Source organism: Streptomyces sp. NPDC034670 (genome assembly GCF_055574875.1).
Window position 1 is genome coordinate 224836 of sequence record NZ_JBVITR010000003.1, and the last position, 17416, is coordinate 242251.

Sequence of the window (17416 nt, forward strand, 5' to 3'; positions counted from 1 at the left end):
CGGGCGGGATCCCCGCGGGCCGGCGGGGGCGGGGGCGCCGGCCGTCACCTGCGGCGGACGCCCGCCTCCTCGCCGTACTCGCCGAGGACGACCACGTCGAAGGCGGCGCCGAGGAACACCCCCACGGCGCGCAGGACGTCGCCGAGGCGGTGCGGGCGGGCGCCGCCCCGGATCGGTGTGGCGCCGGTCGGCCGGACCGGCGGGGCGGGGTGGAGGGTCGCTGCGCTCATGCCTCCAGGGTGACTCTCCGGGCATCCGGCGGACATCGGTCCAAAGGCCCGATCCGCACGGCCCCCGCGTACGCCTCGGGGGTGAGCCCGTCCTCCTCGGGCGGGACGGGGCGTCCCCCAGGGGGCGCCGCGGGGCCCGCCCGAGGAGCCGGGTGCTCAGCGGCCGATCGTGTCGAGCGCGGCGAGGTCCTCCCCGGACAGGGTGAGGCCCGCGCCGGCGATGTTCTCCCGCAGGTGCGCCACCGACGAGGTCCCGGGAATCAGCAGGATGTTGGGGGACCGGTGCAGCAGCCAGGCGAGGGCGACCGACATCGGGCGGACGCCGTGCCGGGCGGCCACGGCCGACAGCGTCGAGGACTGCAGGGGGCTGAAGCCGCCGAGGGGGAAGTACGGCACGTAGGCGATGCCCTGCCCGGCGAGCCGGTCGACGAGGTCGTCGTCCTGGCGGTGGGCGAGGTTGTACTGGTTCTGCACGCAGACGAACGGGGCGATGTCCTGCGCCTCGGCGATCTGGTCGGCGGTCGCGTTGCTCAGGCCGAGGTGGCGGATCAGTCCCTGCCGCTGGAGTTCGACGAGGGTCCCGTACGCCTCGGCGAGCGAGCCCGGCCGGGGCCCCGTGGCGTCGCCGAGCCGCAGGTTGACCAGGTCCAGCGTCTCGACGCCGAGGTTCTCCAGGTTGTCGTGGACGGCCCGGCGCAGGTCGTCCGGTTCCCGGGCCGGGGGCCAGCCGCCCCGCTCGTCCCGGACCGCGCCGACCTTGGTGACGATGTGCAGCGAGTCGGGGTAGGGGTGCAGCGCCTCGCGGATGAGCTGGTTGGTGACGTGCGGCCCGTAGGCGTCGGCGGTGTCGATGTGGGTGATGCCGAGGCGCACGGCCTCGCGCAGCACCGCGAGCGCGCCGTCGCGATCGGCCGGCGGCCCCATCACGCCCGGTCCCGCCAGTTGCATGGCCCCGTATCCGAACCGGGTGACGGTCAGGTCGCCCATCGTCCAGGTGCCGCCGGGGAGAGGTGTCGTCGAAGTACTCATGCCCCCACCGTCCACGCCACCGGCCGGCCCGCCCAGATCCCCGCCGTTCCTAGGAGTGAGAGGGACAGGGACGCGCGGCCCCGCACGCCTACGATGGAACGCATGTCTGAGGAGAACCGGCTCGGTGACTACCTCCGGGCGCGCCGGGAGTTGGTGACCCCCGGGGACATGGGGCTGCCGTCCCACGGGATACGCCGGGTGCCGGGGCTGCGCCGCGAGGAGGTGGCCATGCTCGCCGGCATCAGCTCCGACTACTACCTGCGGCTGGAGCAGGGCCGCGACCGCAACCCGTCGGCGCAGGTCCTCGACGCGCTCGCCCGGGTGCTCCGGCTCGACGACACCGCCACGGCCTACCTCCACCAGCTCGCCGCGCCGCGGCCCCGCGCCGCCCGCCGCCGGCCACGGCGACCGTCCGTCCCCCCGGCCACGGCACAGCTCCTGGACGTGATCGGACTGCCGGCGTTCGTGACGGACCGGACCCTCGACGTGATCGCGGCCAACCCGCTCGCCACCGCGCTGGTCCCGAGCGTGCGGGTGGGGGAGAACCGGCTCCGCTCGTTCTTCCTCGACCCCGCCGAGCAGGCCCTGCACGCGGACTGGTCCCGCACGGCGGCCCAGTGCGTCGCCGTCTTCCGCCGGCGGCTCGGCTCCGACGTCGACGACCCGCGGGTCGTACGGCTCGTCGGCGAACTCTCCCTGGCGAGCGCCGAGTTCCGGAAGGTGTGGGCACGCCACGACGTGCGGCCGGTCGTCGACAAGCCGATCCGGATGCACCACCCCCAGGTCGGCGAGCTGAGCCTCACCCTGTCCAAGCTGGACGTCGACGGACCCGACGGCGTGATGCTCGCGCTCTACCACGCCGCGCCGGGGACCGAGGACGCCGAGCGGCTCGCCCTGCTCGCCTCGCTGACCACGAAGCCGGTGCGGCGGCCGACCGGCACTCCCGGCACGCGGACGGCGGACGGCTCACCCCGTACGGCCTGACCGGCACCGGCACGGTCGCGGACGCGTCCACCGCGCCCGGCCCGCGCGGCGCGAAAACCGTTTGGACCGCACCGGCCGAGCGCCCTAGAATCTCCGCCCTTGCCCGCCTCCCTCGCGGAGCGCCGCCGCCCGGACGGAAACCGGCCGGCATCCCGCAGCCACCCAGCAGGTTCCCGGAGGCACCCCTGTGTCCGCGCCCATGTCCGCAGACCACCCCGCCGCGTCCGCGGCGGCCGGCCACGACGCCCTCTCCCGCGAGCGCGCCCACCTCGCCGCGTCCCGCGCCGCCCTGCGCGCGATGCGCGCGGACGTCGAGTCCCTGGACATCAGCGACGTCACCGCGAACTGGGTCAACGCGGCCGTGCTCGAGCGCCAGATCGAGGAGCGCGTCAAGGCGCTGGCCGACCTCGGCGACACCCCGCTGTTCTTCGGCCGGCTCGACTACCTGCGCGCGCCGGGGTCGGAGCAGGCGGAGGGGGCCGGGGGCGAGCGGTTCTACATCGGACGCCGCCACGTGCACGACGCGGACGGCGACCCGATGGTGATCGACTGGCGTGCGCCGGTGTCGCAGCCGTTCTACCGGGCGTCCAGGAAGGACCCGATGGACATCGCGCTGCGCCGCCGCTTCGGCTACACCGGCGGCGACCTCACCGCGTACGAGGACGAGCACCTGTCCGACCCGGCCGAGGCGGCGGCCACCAGCAGGCTGCTCCAGCAGGAGATCGAGCGTCCGCGCGTCGGCCCGATGCGGGACATCGTCGCCACGATCCAGCCCGAGCAGGACGAGATCGTACGGGCCGGCCTGGCGGGCAGCGTGTGCGTGCAGGGGGGCCCGGGGACCGGGAAGACCGCCGTCGGCCTGCACCGGGTGGCCTACCTGCTGTACGCCCACCGCGAGCGGCTGGCCCGCACCGGCACGCTGGTCGTCGGGCCGAACCGGTCCTTCCTGCACTACATCGAGCAGGTGCTCCCGGCGCTGGGCGAGCTGACGGTCGCGCAGGCCACGGTGGACGACCTGGTGGCGCACGTGGAGGTGCGGGGGACGGACGACGCGGCGGCGGCCGTCGTCAAGGGAGACGCCCGGATGGCGCAGGTGCTGCGCAGGGCCCTCTACTCCCACGTCACGCTGCCCACCGAGCCGGTCGTGGTGGTGCGCGGCTCGCGCCGCTGGCGGATCCCGGCGTACGAACTGGAGGAGATCGTCCGGGAGTTGCTCGACCGCGGCATCCGCTACGACGCGGCCCGCGAGGCGCTGCCGCAGCGCATCGCGCACGCCGTGCTGGTGCGGATGGAGCGGGCCGGTGAGGCGCCGGACGACCGGGTGCAGGACGCGGTGGCGCGCAACGGCGCGGTGAGGGCGGCGGTGAAGGCCGTCTGGCCGGCCGTCGATCCGGCGAAGCTGGTGCTGCGGCTGCTGGGCGACGCGGAGTTCCTCGCGGAGCACGCGGAAGGACTGCTCGACGCGGACGAGCAGAAGGCGATCCTGTGGGCGAAGCCCGCCCGGTCGGTGAGGTCGGCGAAGTTCTCGCCCGCGGACGCGGTGCTGATCGACGAGGCGGCCGACCTGATCCGGCGCACGCCCTCGCTCGGGCACGTGGTGCTCGACGAGGCGCAGGACCTGTCCCCCATGCAGTACCGGGCGGTGGGCCGGCGCTGCTCCACCGGCTCGGCCACCGTCCTCGGCGACCTGGCGCAGGGCACGACGCCGTGGGCGACGCGGAGCTGGGAGGAGGCGCTGGAGCACCTGGGCAAGCGGGACGCGGTGATCGAGGAGCTGACGGCCGGTTTCCGCGTGCCGACGGACGTCATCGCGTACGCCTCCCGGCTGCTCCCGCACATCGCGCCGGGCCTGACCCCGGTGGCGTCGATCCGGGAGAACCCGGGCTTCTTCGAGGTCCGCCGGGTCGAGGGGGCCGGCGACGTGGTGGCCGCCTGCCGCGAACTGCTGCGCCGCGAGGGCTCGGTCGGCCTGATCGCCGCGGACGCCCGGATCCCGGAGCTGGCCGGTGAGCTGGCGGCGGCCGGGATCGCCTCGGTCGGCCCCGGCGAGGAGACCACGCGCGAGACCCGGCTGACCCTGGTGCCGGCGTCCCTGGCGAAGGGCCTGGAGTACGACCACGTGGTCCTGGACGAGCCCCGGGCCGTGGTCGACGGCGAACCCGACGAACGCACCGGCCTGCGCCGCCTGTACGTGGCCCTGACCCGGGCGGTCTCCGGACTGGTCGTGACGCACGCGGCCCCGCTGCCGGAGCAGTTGGGCTGACCGCGCCCGGCCCGGACGGCGGCGACCGGCTCCCGCACCGGACGGCGGCGACCGGCTCCCGCACCGGACGGCGGCGACCGGCTCCCGCACCGGGCGGCCGGCAAGCAGCTCCCGCACCGGACGGACGGCAGCAACCCCGTGGGCGGGGTGCCGCGGGGTGCCGGCGGGTTCCGTACCCGGCCGCCGGTCGCGGTCTGCTCCCGGACCCGCGACCGTCCGCTGACGGTTCCCGCACCCGGCCGTACCCGGCCGCAGGCCGCCGATCCCGCACCCGTTCGTACCCGGCCGCAGGCCGCCGGTCACCGCACCCGTTCGCATCCGGCCGCCGGTCGCGGGTCCCCGCGCCCGGCTGGGTCCGGTCGCCGTCGGCGTCAGGCTCCGGGTCCGTGGCCGTCCACCGCCCGGCGCCACTGTGCGACGGCCTCCGCCGAGACCGGTCCGTCCCAGCCGTCCGGCCGGGCCGCCCCGCCGATGTGGAAGCCGTCGACGCCGCCCGCCAGCAGCGCGGGCACGTGCTCCAGCCGCAGGCCGCCGCCCACCAGCAGCCGCTGCTCGTAGCCCGGTTCGCCCCGGCGGCGGGCCTCGGCGAGCAGCGTCGGCAGCCCGTCGTCGACGCCGGCCGGGGAGCCCGCCGTGAGGTAGGTGTCGAGGCCGGGCAGGCCGTCGAGCTGCTTGCGCAGGGCGTCCCGGTCGGCGGCCCGGTCGATCGCGCGGTGGAAGGTCCACCGGCAGCCGTCCAGGGCGCCGACGACCCGCTCGACCGCGCCGAGGTCCACCCCGCCGTCCCGGTCGAGGAACCCGAGCACGAACTCCTCCGCCCCGGCCTCGCGCAGCGTGCGCGCGGCGCCCACCAGCCGGTCGACGTCGCCCGCCGCGAACCCGTCCGACAGCCGCAGCATCACCCGCAGCGAGAGGTCGACGGCCCCGCGGATCCCGGCGACGACGGCGGCCGGCGGGGTGAGCCCGTCGGCCACCATGTCGGTGACCAGCTCGAGGCGGTCCGCACCTCCCGCCTGGGCGGCGACCGCGTCCTCGACGTCGAGGGCGATCACCTCCAGGACTGCGCGCTGCTTGCTCATGGGGCCCCATTCATCGGCGTTCATCGGCGTGCGCCGGCGTCCACCGGCACCGGACGGCGGCTACAGGTCTAGTCCAATCCAAGCCTACGCCCGCACACCGGGGAACCGCTCCCCCACCGCCGCGCGAGGTGCCCGCGGCCGCGCGAGGTGGCCGATTCAGTCCCCGAAGATGTTCAGCTCCGCCGCCTCCGCCCCGGCCAGCTCGTACGACGCCCCGTCGGCCACCGGCCGCCCCGCGTACAGCCGCACGAGGGTCGGCCCGTCCCCGATGTAGCGCGCCGGGGGCCGCTGCCCCGAGGCGTCGCCCAGCCGCAGCGGCTCGTCGGCGTCGTCGAGGTCGGCGTGCAGCGGCAGGTGCCCCCGGGCACCCGTGACCTGGGCCAGCAGGGCGAGCGCGTGGGGCAGCCCGGCACCGGCGTACGCGCCCGGTTCCCCGAACGCCTCGCGCACGTCCCCGGCGTGCACCCACTCGCCCAGCGCGACGGCGTCCAGTGGCCCGCCCGCCTCCGCGATCACCGGCCCGGCCCCGGTCATCCCGCGCTCCAGCTCGTCGAGGACCCGGCCGTTCGTCCAGCCGGCCCGCTCGGCGATGTCCCGGTCGTTGGCGGCGGGCGAGAAAGCGCCCTCCTCGAACCGCCCCTCCACCACCCGGGTGAGCGCGGCCGAGCAGTGCGCCAGCACGTCCCGCACCGTCCAGCCCGGGCAGGCGGCCACCGGCCGCGCGAAGTCCTCCTCCGCCCTGCCCCGCAGCAACGGGATCAGCGCGTCCCGCTCGACGGCCAGCAGCCGCCCGGGCAGTTCGGGGTCTCGTACGTTCCGCACATCCGCAGGAGTCGTCATGGGGCCACGCTAAGGCCTTCCGTCGGGATCGGGCCGGGCTCGCGGGGTCCGGAGGAGGAAAGCAGTTGCGCACCCTCTCCTCTCCCGGGCAGGGTGCGACGGTGATCGGTACGGAGGCCGAACTCCCCGTTCCCGACGGGGTGGTAAGGAGTCGTTGTGTCCCATTCCCACGCCCCGGCCGTCAGGGAGATCCGCGTGGCGGACGAGGAGGCCGGGCCCTACGGCATCACGGCCGGTCCCGACGGTGCCCTGTGGCTCACCCTCGTGGGCAGTGGCCGCATCGCGCGCCTCACCCTCGACGGCGAGTCCAGGGAGTACCCCCTGGACTCCCCCGCCTGCCGTCCCACGGTCATCGCCCCCGGTCCGGACGGGGCCCTGTGGTTCACCCGCTACCAGGACCACCGGATCGGCCGCATCACCACCGACGGCGACGTGGACTCCTTCCCCCTGCCGACACCCGGCGGCGGGCCCTTCGGCATCACGGCGGGCCCGGACGGCGCGGTGTGGTTCACGGAGACGAACACCGACCGCGTCGGCCGCATCACCGGGGAGGGAGAGGTCACCGAGTTCGCTCTCCCGGTCACGGGCGGCTTTCCCTCGGCGATCACCACCGGCCCGGACGGGGCCCTGTGGTTCACCCTCAACCGGGCGAACGCGATCGGCCGCATCACCACCGACGGCGACACCTCCGTCCACCCCCTGCCCACCCCGGACGCCGGACCCGTGGGCATCACCGGTGACGGCACGGCCCTGTGGTTCGTCGAGATCGCGGCGGGACAAATCGGCAGGATCTCGGTGGACGGCGGGATCACGGAGTTCCCCCTCCCCGACCGCACGGCCGGGCCGCACGCCATCGTCGCGGCCTCCACCGGGGACTGCTGGTTCACCGAATGGGGAGCCGGCCGCGTGGGCCGCGCCACCGCGGACGGCGAGATCACCGAGTACGACCTGCCGTCGCCGTCGTGCGAACCGCACGGCATCGCCCTGGGGCCCGACGGCGCCCTCTGGACGGCCCTCGAGACGGGAGGGGTCGCGCGGGTGGCGCCGTAGTCCGGTGCCGCGGCCCGCCGGCGCCGCCGTGCCGCCCGTGCCGTCAGTACGGGCGGCACGGGCCGGGTGCGCTCCCGCGCCGTTCCCGGCCGGCGTCGGTCACGTCCGCGCGGACGGGGCCGGGAGGGTGGCGAGTTCGCCCAGGAGCCGGGCCGTCGGTGCCGGGTCGACCAGCCACTTCAGGTGGCTGCCCGGGAGCGTGCGGACGTCGTACGGGTTGTCCGGCGTCAGCGCGTCGCCCTCGCGGATCAGCCGGTCCTGCAGGGGGAGCGGCATGCTCGCGTCGTCGGTCAGGCGGACGTAGGTCTTCGGGACGCGGCCCCAGGTCGCGGCCTGCGCCCGGTCGGCGGAGGTGCCGACGTCCAGGTTCTCGTCGGGCTGGAAGGTGTTGAGGAAGGTCAGGAACTCCTCGTCGGTGCCGTCGGCGAGGAAGGCCGCCCTGAACGCCGCGAGGGCGTCCGGGTCCGCGGTGCGGAAGTTGACGCGGAGCAGGCCGAGTTCGGCCGGGTTCCCGACCATCGCCAGGCCCAGGGAGGCGGCGTCGACCGTGGCCATCTCCGGCTCGGCGTAGTAGTCGTTGACGTCCAGCGCGACCGGGCACCAGGCCGCGACGTAGACGATGCGGTCGATCAGGTCCGGCCGCGCGTTGGCCGCGGCCGTGGCCGTGACGCCGCCGCGGCTGTGGGAGACGAGGATCACGGGGCCGTTCCGCTTGGCCCGCTCCAGGACCCCGATCAGGTGCGCGGCGTTGTCGGCGAGCGTGACGCCCTTGATCGCGCCGGGCGCGGTGGCGAGCCCTTCGAGGTCCTGCGGCGCCTGGTAGGCACGGGTGTAGGTCGCCCCGAAGCCGTGGCCGGGCAGGTCGACGGCGACCGAACGGTGCCCGAGGAGGCCGAGCTCGGCCTGGAGCGGCGCGAAGGAGAAGGAGTTCGCGAAGGCCCCGTGGACCAGGACGAACGTCGGGTGCACCTGGTTGCTCACTTCTTCCGGTCTCCTTCGGGTCGACGGCACGCGCGTCGCGGTCGGCCGGGGAGCCTGGGGGGGGGCGGCGTGCGGACAGCTGTTCGTGCTCGGGCGGCTCACACTACCCAGCGGAAGATCGTCCGCACTACCCGTTATCGGCCCTTCCGCTGGTGCGGGCCGCCCCTGCTCGCGGCCGCCTCCCGGAAAGCGCTCGGGCCGCTCCCGAAGGAGCGGCCCCAGGACCTGGTGCAGCCCTATGCACCGTGTTGACGTCGGTTTTCGGTCAGTGCGCGTGGCGGGCGTGCGCGACGAAGGCGGACCAGGCGGCGGGGGCCACCGCGAAGGCGCCCCGGCCGGTGTCCTTGGAGTCGCGGACGTGCACGGATGCGGGGAGGGCGGCGACCTCGACGCAGTCGCCTCCAGAACCACCGCTGTAGCTGGACTTGAACCAGTGGAGCGACTGGCCCTTGGACTGCTCGCTTGTCATGAGTCTCCTTGCAGCAGCTTCTCGATGCGGCGCAGGGACTCCTTCGGGGTCAGCGCCTGGGCCCGGATGATTCCATAACGCGCCGCGATGCCACGGACGATTTCCCTCTCGGTGATCACCCGACCGCTTCCCTGGCTCTCCAAGTAGGCCACCTGGTCCCCTCCTTCCGGCACCATCAACGTGAACGGGCCGTCCACACAAGCGTGGTCGGTCGCCTCGGTCGGCATCACCTGAATCTCCACGTTCGGGTTCTGGCCGGTGAGGAGCAAGTGCTCGAGTTGGCCTCGCAGCACTTCGAAGCCGCCGATGGGTCGTTGGAGGACTGCTTCCTCCAGGACGAAGCTGAGCACGGGCGCGGGCTCACGGCCGAAGAGCTTGTGCCGGGCGAGCCGTGCCGACACCATCTGGTCGATCTCCACCTCGTTCCGGCGCGGACGCCACACCGTGAACATCGTTCTGGCGTAGTCCTCGGTCTGCAGCATCCCCGGCACGATCAGTGGCGCGTACTGGTGGAACTCGATCGCGGTCTCCTCGATGCGCGCGGCGTCCCGGAAGAAGGCGGGGTACCGCGTGAGTGCCACGGCCTGCTTCATCGCGAGCAGGACTCCGTCGGCCTCGAGCAACGTGTCCAGTTTCTCGATGGTGTCCGGCCGGGCGACACGCCGTCCCTGTTCGATCGCGGCGATCTGCGCCTCGCTGTATCCGAGGAGCGGGCCGAGAGCGGCCTGGGTCAGGCCGGCGCGTTCCCGGAAGAGCTTGATCTGCCTACCGAAGCACCGCAGAAGCTCGTCGGCGGAATCCCGGCCGCGCGCCGCGACCGCCTGTTCCGGAACCTGCACCATGGGCCACCTCTGTCCCTGCCCCGACAGACACGTTGAGCGTCCTCACAGCAGCACTGTGTAAGGACGTAGTCGCTGGTCACCGTACGCACGTCACACGAGGCTCACCCTCATGACGACTGAAGTTCCCCCCTTCGAGCACAGCGGCCGGTCCGCGGCGCGTGCCGAAGAGTTCTCCCTGTGCTTCACCTCCACCCCGCGCGGCGCCCGCCTGGCCCGGCGGCTCGCCTCCCACCGTCTGGACGTCTGGGGTTTCCCGTACGCGTCCGAGGTGAACGGGACCGTGACGCTCGTCGTGGCCGAACTCGCCGCCAACGCGGTGACCCACGGTCGTGTCCCGGGCCGCGACTTCCGTCTGGCCCTGGCCCTGACCGCCGCCCGCGACCTCGTCCGCGTCGAGGTCACCGACACCCGGGGCGACCTTCTGCCCCCGGCCCGGCCCCGTCTCCCCCAGGACCCCGGGGCGGAGGCGGGCCGCGGTCTCTGGCTGGTGTCCTGCCTGGTGAGCCGGATGTGCGTCGTGCCGCGCGAGGACGGCGGCCCCGGGAAGACCGTGCGGGTCGAGCTGGATCTGTGACCCCTCGGGGCGTGCACCGGGAACAATGGCCCCATGGCCGATACCGATGCCCTGCGCGCCCGTTTCGTCCGCGCCCTGGAAGGGGCCCGGGCCCCCGGCGGCGGCCCCGACCCCGTGCCCTACGCCGACAACCTCCTCGCCCGCTGGCAGGAGCCGCAGCGTCGCTACCACACGCTCGCCCACCTCACCGCGGTCCTGGACCACGTCGACGGCACGCTGGCCGAGTACGCGGACGACCCGGACGTCGTGCGGCTCGCCGCCTGGTTCCACGACGCGGTGTACCTGCCGGACCGCTCCGAGAACGAGGAGCGGTCGGCCCGGCTGGCCGAGCGCGCGCTGCCCGAGGCCGGGGTTCCCGAGGAGAAGGCGGCGGAGGTGGCCCGGCTGGTCCGGCTCACCGTCACGCACGATCCGGCCGGCGACGACCGCGACGGCCAGGTGCTGTGCGACGCCGACCTGGCGGTCCTGGCCTCGCCGCCGGCGGCGTACGCCGCCTTCACCGCCGCCGTCCGCGAGGAGTACCACTTCGTGCCGGCCGACGCCTTCCGCGAGAGCCGCGCCGCCGTCCTGCGCGAACTCCTCGCCCTGCGGCGCCTGTTCCGCACCCCGTACGGCCGGGAGCACTGGGAGGCCACGGCCCGCTACAACCTGCGCGGCGAGCTGGACATGCTGTCGACCGCGCCCGCGCCCCCCGCCTAGCCGTTCCGTCCGCCGGGCGGACAGCCCGTCAGGCGGACGACCCGCTGTCGACGACCAGGTCGGTGCCGACCACCGCGCCCGCCGCGGGGGAGGCGAGGTAGAGCACCGCGGCCGCCACCTCCTCGGCCTCCGCCGCCCGGCCGAGCGGGTTCTCCGACTTCATCCGCTCGGCGCGCTCGGCCTCGGTCTCGCCGGGCCGCAGCGACATGGGAGCGGCGGCGGCGCCCGGGCTGACCGCGTTGATGCGGACGCCCTGGTGGATGTGGTCGAGGGCGGCGGCCCGGGTCAGCGCGGAGACCGCCGCCTTCGAGGTGATGTAGGCGGCGAGGTTCGGGATCCGCAGGTGCGCGCCCAGGTTGGAGGAGACGTTGACGATGACGCCGCCGCCGTTCTCCCTCATGTGCGCGATCTCGTGCTTCATCGCCAGCCAGACGCCGGTGACGTTGGTCCGCAGCACCGCGTCCCAGTCCTCCTCGCTCACCTCGCCCGCGGGTACGGTCCCGCGGAGTATCCCGGCGTTGTTGACCGCGATGTCCAGTCCGCCGAAGCGGTCGACGCTCTCGCGTACGAGGTCCCGCAGCCGGCCCGAGTCGGTGACGTCGGTGGTGACCGCGGCGGCCGTGCCGCCGGCCGCCGCGATGAGGCCGGCCGTCTCCTCCAGGGTGGCCGCGGTGCGTCCCGCGGCGACCACGGACGCGCCCTCGGCGGCGAGGGCGAGCGCGATCGCGCGGCCGAGGCCGGAACCGGCTCCGGTGACGAGGGCGGTCCTGCCGGTGAAGCGGTTCATCTCGATGACTCCTCATGTCCTTCGGTGCGCGGGCTGTCCGGTGCGGTGGTCCGGGAGAGGCGCGGCGAGGGGCACGCGGGCGCCCCGCCGCCGTGGGCCGGAAACACGGGCGGCGCTCCCGGCCGCCAGACCCCCCTTACCGGATCGATCGGTTCAATATGCGGGCAGGCGAAGGGAAGCCCGGTGCCTCCGTCCGCGCGTGCGTCAGTCCAGCAGGGCCAGCGCCTGCTCGGCCGCGTCCCGCACCCGGGCGGGGTCGTCCGACGCCTTGCCGACGACCCGCACGCCCTGCAGCAGGACGAGGAGCATCCGGGCCAGCGCGCGCGGATCACGCCCCTCGGGCAGCTCGCCCTGGGCCCGGGCCCGGACGAGCGCGGAGTGCAGCAGGGTCTCCAGGTGCCCCCAGCTGCTCTCGACCCGGCGGGCCGCCGCGGGGTCGTGCGGGGCCAGCTCGGCCGCCGTGTTGGTGACGAAGCAGCCGTTCAGCCGCCCCCCGAGGGAGGCGGCCTCCGCCGCGAAGCGGCGCACCACCGCCCGCACCGCGGGCAGCGCGGGGCCCGGCTGGGACAGCTCGGCGAGGAGCAGCGGGTCGCGCGTCCCGGTGTACCGGTCCAGGGCCTTCAGGTACAGCTCGTGCTTGTTGCCGAAGGTCGCGTAGAGGCTCGCCCGGCCGATGCCGAGATGCTCGACGAGGTCGCTCATCGAGGTCGCCTCGTAGCCGCGCCGCCAGAACAGCTCGAGGGCCGACTGCAGCACGGCGTCCGGATCGAATTCCTTGGTCCTGGCCACATCGAGGACCGTAGGGTTTCTGGAACGACCTGTCAAACAACTGCCGTTCGGCAGGCCCGACTTGCCGCGCTCCCACGGCGGCGGGCGGGACGTCGGGAAATGCTGTCGACCGCGCCCGCGCCGCCCGCCTAGCCTGCCGGTCATGCGCGCTGTGGGAGCGGAACAGGTGGAGGAGGCCGTCGCGGACTGCGTGGCGGCGCTGGGGGCGGTCGCCGGCCGGGACTGGGAGGGGGTGCGGGCGGGGCGGCTGGAGTGGAGCTGCCGGGAGACGGCGGCGCACGTCGCCGAGGTCCTCCTCGGGTACGCGAGCCAGCTGGCCGGGCGCGCGGCCGACGGCTACGCGCCCTTCCGGATCACCCTGGAGGAGGGCGCCGACAACGCCGGGGTGCTGCAGGTGATCGCCACGACCGGCGCCCTGTTCGCCGCCGCCGTCCGCACCACCCCCCGCGCGGTCCGCGCCTTCCACCCCTTCCCCTTCGGGCACGCGAACCGCGAGGGCTTCGCCGCGATGGGCGTGGCCGAGGTGCTGCTGCACACGCACGACGTCGTCGAGGGCCTGGGCGGCCCGCCGTACGAACCGCCCGCCCCCCTGGCGTCCTTCGTCCTCACCCGGATCTTCCCGCGGGTCCGGCCCGGCCCCGCCCCGTGGCCGACCCTGCTGTGGGCCACCGGCCGCGGCGAGCTGCCGGGCCGGGAGCCCGTCACCGCGTGGCACTGGAGCAACAACCCGGTGCTCCGCACCGAACGGCTCACCCTGGAGGGGGTCACCCCCGCGGTCGCCGCCGACCTGTCCCTGGGCGGGGACGGCGGGTTCGACTGGGCCGGCCCGGGCCCCGCCGACGGCACCCGGGAGGGCGCCGGGATCATGGCCGAGCAGTACGAGGACGGGGTCTTCCACCCGGAGTGGACCATGTACGTGCTGGTCCGGAACGAGGACGACCGCGCGGTGGGCGCGATGGGATTCCACGGGGCCCCGGACGAGGAGGGCCGGGTGGAGGTCGGCTACGACCTCGTCGAGGAGGCCCGCGGCCACGGCTACGCGACCGAGGCCCTGCGCGCGCTGGCGGCCCGGGCCCTGGAGCGGGACGGCGTGCGGACCGTGACCGCCCGCGTCGACCGGGAGAACGTGGCCTCGCAGAACGTCCTCGCCCGCGCCGGGTTCACCCGGGTGTCCGGGGACGGCGGGGCGGAGTTCGCCTACGGGATCAGCCGCTGACCCGCGCCCGCTCCCCGGCCCGCGCCCTTCCGGCGCCGCAGCCCCGCCCCGTGCAGCAGCCGCACCACCTCGCGGCTGCTGACCTCGACCGCCCCGGCGCGCACGGCGTCCGGGTACCGGTGCAGCGGGAGGTCGTAGTGGTCGCGTTCGAAGGCGCGGCGGGGGACGCCCAGGCGGGCGGCGAAGGCGTGCAGTTCGGCGTAGGAGACGTCGCTGATCAGGTGGGACCACAGCCGGCCGTGACCCGGCCAGGTGGGCGGGTCGATGTACACCGTCACGACGAGGCCGCTCCGCCCCCGACCCCGCCCAGCGCGCCCACCGCCGCGACCTTCACGCCCGCCTTGTGGCACACCCAGTGCGGGTCGGGGCCGAGTTCGGGTTCGACCTCCAGCGCGTGCGGGTCGCCGGATCCGCACACCGGGCACAGCGGCCAGCGGCCGTAGCGCTCCAGCAGGGCGTCCTGGACGTCCTGGGCCACCAGTCCGGCGAGGAACGCGGCGCCGTCCGGCCACTGCCGGACCCACCAGCGGCGCTGGGCGACGGACTCCTCGACCAGGGAGACCACGTCCGCCTCGGCGACCTCGCGGGCGACCAGGTCGGCGAGCACGAGGGCGCGGGCCGCGTGCAGCGCCTGCTCCAGAGGGCTGACGGGGTTGACCTGGGAGTCTCCTGGGGGGTTCATGCTCCTATTGTGCGCACTCTTGACCGCGCCACCGAGCCGAAAATATCTTTCATCATGTGATCCGTCCCGCGAAGGAAAGTTTCACGAGCGGGCGCGGGCCGGGCGTCCCCGGCACCACGCCGCCCGCGCCCGCCGCCCTGGCGGCCAAGGTGCGCACGCTGGCCCCGTCGATGACCCGTTCCATGCAGCGGGTCGCCGAGGCCGTCGCCGCCGACCCGGCCGGCTGCGCGGCCCTCACGGTCACCGGGCTCGCCGAGCTCACCGGCACCAGCGAGGCCACCGTCGTGCGCACCGCCCGGCTGCTCGGCTATCCGGGCTACCGCGATCTGCGCCTGGCGCTGGCCGGCCTGGCCGCCCAGCAGCAGTCGGGCCGCGCCCCCGCCCTCACCACCGACATCGCCGTGGACGACCCCCTGGCCGACGTCGTCGCCAAGCTCGCCTACGACGAGCAGCAGACCCTCGCCGACACCGCGGCCGGCCTCGACACCGTGCAGCTCGGCGCGGCCGTGGCCGCCCTGGCCGCCGCCCGCCGCACCGACGTGTACGGCGTCGGCGCGTCGGGGCTGGTCGCCCAGGACCTCACGCAGAAGCTCCTGCGCATAGGCCTGATGGCGCACGCCCACAGCGACCCCCACCTCGCCGTCACCAACGCGGTGCAGCTGCGCGCGGGGGACGTGGCGATCGCCGTCACCCACTCCGGGTCGACCGGGGACGTCATCGAACCGCTCCGGGTGGCGTTCGAGCGCGGGGCGACGACGGTGGCGGTCACCGGCCGCCCCGACGGCCCCGTCACCCAGTACGCCGACCACGTCCTGACCACGTCCACGGCCCGCGAGAGCGAGCTGCGCCCGGCCGCGATGTCGTCCCGGACCGGTCAGCTGCTGGTGGTGGACTGCCTGTTCGTGGGGGTCGCCCAGCGCACCTACGAGTCGGCGGCCCCGGCGCTGTCGGCCTCGTACGAGGCACTGGCGCACCGGCACCGCAGCGTCCCGCGGTAGACCCCGCCGGGAGCGGCCGGGGCGGCCGGCGCGCGGGGGGGCCGGGCCGTGGAAAGCTGCGGGAGCGCGGGGACGCGGCCGCACCGCGCCCCCGGGCGGCGGGGCCGCGCACCGAGACGCCGTACCGACCGAAGAGAGCCGTTCCATGACCCACACGCCCCACTCCCCCGACCTGCGCGCCGAGCTGGCGGCCCTGACCACCGAGGCGTTCCGCCCGGAGCTGGCGGACGTCGACCGGCTGCCCACCCTGGACATCGCCCGGCTGATGAACGGCGAGGACGCCACCGTGGCCGGCGCGGTGGCCGGGCGGCTGCCCGAGATCGCCGCCGCGATCGACGCCGTCGCCGACCGGATGGCCCGGGGCGGCCGGCTGGTCTACGCGGGCGCGGGCACCGCGGGCCGGCTGGGCGTCCTGGACGCCTCGGAGTGCCCGCCCACCTTCAACACCGACCCGGCCCGGGTCGTCGGCCTGATCGCGGGCGGTCCCGAGGCGATGGTCGCCTCGGTCGAGGGCGCCGAGGACTCCCGGGAGCTGGCCGAGTCCGACCTGGCCGCGCTGGCGCTGACCGCCGACGACACGGTGGTCGGCGTCTCCGCCTCCGGCCGCACCCCGTACGCCGTCGGCGCCGTCGCGTACGCCCGCGCCCGCGGCGCGCTGACCGTGGGCCTGGCCTGCAACCCGGGCAGCCCGCTGGCGGCGGCCGCCGAGCACGGCATCGAGGTGGTCGTCGGCCCGGAGCTGCTCACCGGCTCCACCCGGCTGAAGGCCGGCACGGCCCAGAAGCTGGTCCTCAACATGATCTCGACGATCACGATGATCCGGCTGGGCAAGACGTACGGGAACCTGATGGTCGACGTCCGCGCCTCCAACGACAAGCTCCGCGCCCGCGCCCACCGCATCGTCGCCCTCGCGACCGGAGCGGAGGACGAGGCCGTCGCCCGCGCCCTGGCCGCCGCGGACGGCGAGGTGAAGCACGCGATCCTGGTCCTGCTGGCCGACGTGGACGGCCCGACGGCGGCCCGCCTGCTGGAGGAGTCCGGCGGCCGGCTGCGCGCGGCGCTGGCGTCGGCGGGGACCTGACCGCGGCCGGACGCCGCGGGGGAGAGGGCGGCGGTGACGGCCGCCCGTGGACACTGGGATACTGAATCCACCCCACCCGGAGACGAACACATGAACCACGCGCAGCTCACCGCCCTGGGCCGCGCTCTCCGCGTCCTCGGCGAACACGGCGAGGCACTCGGCGCCGACACCCCGGACGCCGAGCTGCACGAGGTGAAGGCGGACCTGCGGCGGGCCCTCGACCTGCTGGAGGAGGGCGTCACCACGGCCGCGCCCAGCACGCGCTGCCCCGAGCACCCCACCGGACCGGTCGACACCAGCGCCCCCGACCTGTGCCTGCTGTGCGAGACCCGGCGCCGGGCCGCCCGCCGCGACGAGTTCAACGGACCGCCCCCGCCGCCGGGGCCCACCGAGCCGGTCCCCTCCCGGTACGGGGTCCGCGGCGACCGCCCCCAGCCGCAGCAGCGCTGGCTGCCGGAGCTGTGGAACGGCCGGGCCTGGCAGCTGTGCGGCACCCCCCGCCGGGACCGGCGCGAGGCCGAGCTGTACATCGCGGCGCAGCGGCGCGGACCCCGGCCCGCCATGGCGTACCGGATCGTGCACGAGTTCACCGACTACGAGGTGCTGCGCGTGTGGGGCACGCCGGTCAGGACCGACATCGAGCCCATGGGCAACTTCTGACCCGGTCCCGGGGGGGGGGGGGGGGGGGGGGGGGGGGGGGGGGGGGGGGGGGGGGGGGGGGGGGGGGGGGGGGGGGGGGGGGAGGGGGGGGGGGGGGGGGTGGGGGGGGGGGGGGGGGGGGGGGGGGCGGAGGGGGGGCGGGGGGGGGCGGCCCGGAGGAGGC

Annotated in this window: 20 protein-coding genes; 9 read left to right on the plus strand and 11 right to left on the minus strand. The window is 75.4% G+C overall.

The features are described 5' to 3' along the window. Positions 1-44 precede the first annotated feature (44 nt). Together ACZ56B_RS03720 and ACZ56B_RS03725 are read right to left on the minus strand one after the other, a co-directional pair. Positions 45-230 (minus strand): hypothetical protein, encoded by a 186-nt coding sequence (locus ACZ56B_RS03720; RefSeq protein ID WP_468785845.1) that lies wholly within the window; start codon positions 228-230, stop codon positions 45-47. A gap of 156 nt (positions 231-386) precedes the next feature. Beyond that, positions 387-1259 (minus strand): aldo/keto reductase family oxidoreductase, encoded by an 873-nt coding sequence (locus tag ACZ56B_RS03725; RefSeq protein WP_468785847.1) that lies wholly within the window; start codon positions 1257-1259, stop codon positions 387-389. Between the two features lie 93 nt (positions 1260-1352). Here ACZ56B_RS03725 and ACZ56B_RS03730 point away from each other — a divergent pair, with 93 nt between their 5' ends. Both ACZ56B_RS03730 and ACZ56B_RS03735 read left to right on the plus strand, forming a co-directional pair. Beyond that, entirely contained in the window at positions 1353-2243 is an 891-nt protein-coding gene (locus tag ACZ56B_RS03730) for a helix-turn-helix transcriptional regulator (protein WP_468785849.1), read from the plus strand. 199 nt (positions 2244-2442) lie between these two features. Then, the gene (locus tag ACZ56B_RS03735; RefSeq protein ID WP_468785851.1) at positions 2443-4506 is read left to right on the plus strand and encodes a HelD family protein; all 2064 of its coding nucleotides are present in this window, start codon (positions 2443-2445) and stop codon (positions 4504-4506) included. A 371-nt stretch (positions 4507-4877) separates the two neighbouring features. On the opposite strand, the gene ACZ56B_RS03740 is transcribed toward ACZ56B_RS03735, so the two are convergent. Continuing rightward, positions 4878-5585 carry a copper homeostasis protein CutC gene (locus ACZ56B_RS03740; RefSeq protein WP_468785853.1) on the minus strand — a complete coding sequence of 236 codons (708 nt, stop codon included), beginning with the start codon at positions 5583-5585 and terminating at the stop codon, positions 4878-4880. A 156-nt stretch (positions 5586-5741) separates the two neighbouring features. Next, entirely contained in the window at positions 5742-6425 is a 684-nt protein-coding gene (locus tag ACZ56B_RS03745; RefSeq protein ID WP_468785855.1) for a maleylpyruvate isomerase family mycothiol-dependent enzyme, read from the minus strand. Between the two features lie 156 nt (positions 6426-6581). Between ACZ56B_RS03745 and ACZ56B_RS03750 the strand changes: the two genes are divergently transcribed. Continuing rightward, positions 6582-7475, plus strand: a complete 894-nt coding sequence (locus ACZ56B_RS03750) for a Vgb family protein (RefSeq protein ID WP_468785857.1) — start codon at positions 6582-6584, stop codon at positions 7473-7475. 99 nt (positions 7476-7574) lie between these two features. On the opposite strand, the gene ACZ56B_RS03755 is transcribed toward ACZ56B_RS03750, so the two are convergent. From ACZ56B_RS03755 to ACZ56B_RS03765, 3 genes are all read right to left on the minus strand, one after another. After that, positions 7575-8456, minus strand: a complete 882-nt coding sequence (locus ACZ56B_RS03755) for an alpha/beta hydrolase (RefSeq protein WP_468785859.1) — start codon at positions 8454-8456, stop codon at positions 7575-7577. A gap of 265 nt (positions 8457-8721) precedes the next feature. Beyond that, positions 8722-8925, minus strand: coding sequence for a DUF397 domain-containing protein (locus tag ACZ56B_RS03760; protein ID WP_468785861.1), 204 nt, complete (start codon positions 8923-8925; stop codon positions 8722-8724). Continuing rightward, positions 8922-9767 (minus strand): helix-turn-helix domain-containing protein, encoded by an 846-nt coding sequence (locus tag ACZ56B_RS03765; RefSeq protein ID WP_468785863.1) that lies wholly within the window; start codon positions 9765-9767, stop codon positions 8922-8924. Before ACZ56B_RS03765 ends, ACZ56B_RS03760 begins: the two co-directional genes overlap by 4 nt. Before the next feature lie 109 nt (positions 9768-9876). On the opposite strand from ACZ56B_RS03765, the gene ACZ56B_RS03770 reads away from it, so the two are divergent. Next, positions 9877-10341, plus strand: coding sequence for an ATP-binding protein (locus ACZ56B_RS03770; RefSeq protein WP_468785865.1), 465 nt, complete (start codon positions 9877-9879; stop codon positions 10339-10341). A 33-nt stretch (positions 10342-10374) separates the two neighbouring features. After that, positions 10375-11040: an HD domain-containing protein gene (locus ACZ56B_RS03775; RefSeq protein WP_468785867.1), complete on the plus strand. Its 666-nt coding sequence runs from the start codon at positions 10375-10377 to the stop codon at positions 11038-11040. A 28-nt stretch (positions 11041-11068) separates the two neighbouring features. Here ACZ56B_RS03775 and ACZ56B_RS03780 read toward each other — a convergent pair whose 3' ends face one another. Next, positions 11069-11827, minus strand: a complete 759-nt coding sequence (locus ACZ56B_RS03780; RefSeq protein ID WP_468785869.1) for an SDR family NAD(P)-dependent oxidoreductase — start codon at positions 11825-11827, stop codon at positions 11069-11071. A gap of 204 nt (positions 11828-12031) precedes the next feature. Next, complete coding sequence (locus tag ACZ56B_RS03785; protein WP_468785871.1) at positions 12032-12616, minus strand: TetR/AcrR family transcriptional regulator; 585 nt, start codon at positions 12614-12616, stop codon at positions 12032-12034. A gap of 166 nt (positions 12617-12782) precedes the next feature. Between ACZ56B_RS03785 and ACZ56B_RS03790 the strand changes: the two genes are divergently transcribed. Beyond that, complete coding sequence (locus ACZ56B_RS03790; RefSeq protein ID WP_468785932.1) at positions 12783-13832, plus strand: GNAT family N-acetyltransferase; 1050 nt, start codon at positions 12783-12785, stop codon at positions 13830-13832. Here ACZ56B_RS03790 and ACZ56B_RS03795 read toward each other — a convergent pair. Both ACZ56B_RS03795 and ACZ56B_RS03800 read right to left on the minus strand, forming a co-directional pair. After that, on the minus strand, positions 13814-14110 hold the full coding sequence (locus ACZ56B_RS03795; protein WP_468785873.1) for a DUF4031 domain-containing protein: 297 nt from the start codon (positions 14108-14110) through the stop codon (positions 13814-13816). The genes ACZ56B_RS03790 and ACZ56B_RS03795 overlap by 19 nt on opposite strands. Next, entirely contained in the window at positions 14107-14514 is a 408-nt protein-coding gene (locus tag ACZ56B_RS03800) for a hypothetical protein (RefSeq protein WP_468785875.1), read from the minus strand. Before ACZ56B_RS03800 ends, ACZ56B_RS03795 begins: the two co-directional genes overlap by 4 nt. 56 nt (positions 14515-14570) lie before the next feature. Here ACZ56B_RS03800 and ACZ56B_RS03805 point away from each other — a divergent pair, with 56 nt between their 5' ends. The 3 genes from ACZ56B_RS03805 (at position 14571) to ACZ56B_RS03815 (ending at position 17253) form a co-directional block, all read left to right on the plus strand. After that, the gene (locus tag ACZ56B_RS03805) at positions 14571-15512 is read left to right on the plus strand and encodes a MurR/RpiR family transcriptional regulator (RefSeq protein WP_468785876.1); all 942 of its coding nucleotides are present in this window, start codon (positions 14571-14573) and stop codon (positions 15510-15512) included. A gap of 145 nt (positions 15513-15657) precedes the next feature. After that, complete coding sequence (murQ, locus tag ACZ56B_RS03810; protein ID WP_468785878.1) at positions 15658-16593, plus strand: N-acetylmuramic acid 6-phosphate etherase; 936 nt, start codon at positions 15658-15660, stop codon at positions 16591-16593. A gap of 90 nt (positions 16594-16683) precedes the next feature. Beyond that, positions 16684-17253, plus strand: coding sequence for a hypothetical protein (locus ACZ56B_RS03815; protein ID WP_468785880.1), 570 nt, complete (start codon positions 16684-16686; stop codon positions 17251-17253). The last annotated feature ends 163 nt before the right edge of the window (positions 17254-17416 follow it).

What these genes read in the sequence shown, in the direction of transcription:
- ACZ56B_RS03815 (WP_468785880.1), top strand. Translation starts at nt 16,684, where the DNA reads ATGAACCACGCGCAGCTCACCGCCCTGGGCCGCGCTCTCCGCGTCCTC.
- ACZ56B_RS03760 (WP_468785861.1), bottom strand. Translation starts at nt 8,925, where the DNA reads ATGACAAGCGAGCAGTCCAAGGGCCAGTCGCTCCACTGGTTCAAGTCC.
- ACZ56B_RS03740 (WP_468785853.1), bottom strand. Translation starts at nt 5,585, where the DNA reads ATGAGCAAGCAGCGCGCAGTCCTGGAGGTGATCGCCCTCGACGTCGAG.
- ACZ56B_RS03765 (WP_468785863.1), bottom strand. Translation starts at nt 9,767, where the DNA reads ATGGTGCAGGTTCCGGAACAGGCGGTCGCGGCGCGCGGCCGGGATTCC.
- ACZ56B_RS03725 (WP_468785847.1), bottom strand. Translation starts at nt 1,259, where the DNA reads ATGAGTACTTCGACGACACCTCTCCCCGGCGGCACCTGGACGATGGGC.
- murQ (WP_468785878.1), top strand. Translation starts at nt 15,658, where the DNA reads ATGACCCACACGCCCCACTCCCCCGACCTGCGCGCCGAGCTGGCGGCC.
- ACZ56B_RS03780 (WP_468785869.1), bottom strand. Translation starts at nt 11,827, where the DNA reads ATGAACCGCTTCACCGGCAGGACCGCCCTCGTCACCGGAGCCGGTTCC.
- ACZ56B_RS03730 (WP_468785849.1), top strand. Translation starts at nt 1,353, where the DNA reads ATGGAACGCATGTCTGAGGAGAACCGGCTCGGTGACTACCTCCGGGCG.
- ACZ56B_RS03775 (WP_468785867.1), top strand. Translation starts at nt 10,375, where the DNA reads ATGGCCGATACCGATGCCCTGCGCGCCCGTTTCGTCCGCGCCCTGGAA.
- ACZ56B_RS03735 (WP_468785851.1), top strand. Translation starts at nt 2,443, where the DNA reads ATGTCCGCAGACCACCCCGCCGCGTCCGCGGCGGCCGGCCACGACGCC.
- ACZ56B_RS03720 (WP_468785845.1), bottom strand. Translation starts at nt 230, where the DNA reads ATGAGCGCAGCGACCCTCCACCCCGCCCCGCCGGTCCGGCCGACCGGC.
- ACZ56B_RS03745 (WP_468785855.1), bottom strand. Translation starts at nt 6,425, where the DNA reads ATGACGACTCCTGCGGATGTGCGGAACGTACGAGACCCCGAACTGCCC.
- ACZ56B_RS03770 (WP_468785865.1), top strand. Translation starts at nt 9,877, where the DNA reads ATGACGACTGAAGTTCCCCCCTTCGAGCACAGCGGCCGGTCCGCGGCG.
- ACZ56B_RS03800 (WP_468785875.1), bottom strand. Translation starts at nt 14,514, where the DNA reads ATGAACCCCCCAGGAGACTCCCAGGTCAACCCCGTCAGCCCTCTGGAG.